This window comes from Pelomonas candidula, assembly GCF_043555985.1.
GTDB classification, from domain to species: domain Bacteria; phylum Pseudomonadota; class Gammaproteobacteria; order Burkholderiales; family Burkholderiaceae_C; genus Pelomonas; species Pelomonas candidula.
This window is the reverse complement of record NZ_JBIGIC010000055.1, coordinates 1-330: the sequence shown is the minus strand read 5'-3', so window position 1 is coordinate 330 and position 330 is coordinate 1. Positions and strand designations below refer to the sequence as shown.

Genomic DNA, 330 nt, shown 5'->3' with positions numbered 1-330 from the left:
CAGCTACGACGAGGCCGCCGCCATCGCCGGCATCAGCACCGACGTGCTGCGCACCCGCATGCACCGCGCCCGCCAGCGCCTGGCCGACCTGCTGGACGCAGGAGAACACCCATGAACGACGACGACACCCCCGACTGGCTGCGCCCCGCCCGGGCCGGGTTCGCGCGCCTGCAGCCCGACGCCGAGCAGGACGCCGCCCTGCTCGCCACGCTGACCCACCACCTGCGCACCCGACACGCCACCCGCGACGTTCGGGAACCCCGCTGGCTGCGCCGCCTGGCCTGGGGCAGCGGCGCGCTGGGCGCTGCGGCCGCGCTGCTGCTCAGCGTC

The 330-nt window shown here is 76.7% G+C and carries 1 protein-coding gene; it reads left to right on the top strand.

Annotated elements, in window-relative coordinates; translation table 11 throughout:
• Window positions 1-111: 111 nt before the first annotated feature.
• Window positions 112-330, top strand: a 219-nt coding sequence (locus ACG04R_RS28455; protein WP_394418204.1) for a hypothetical protein, incomplete at its 3' end; no start/stop codon positions are given.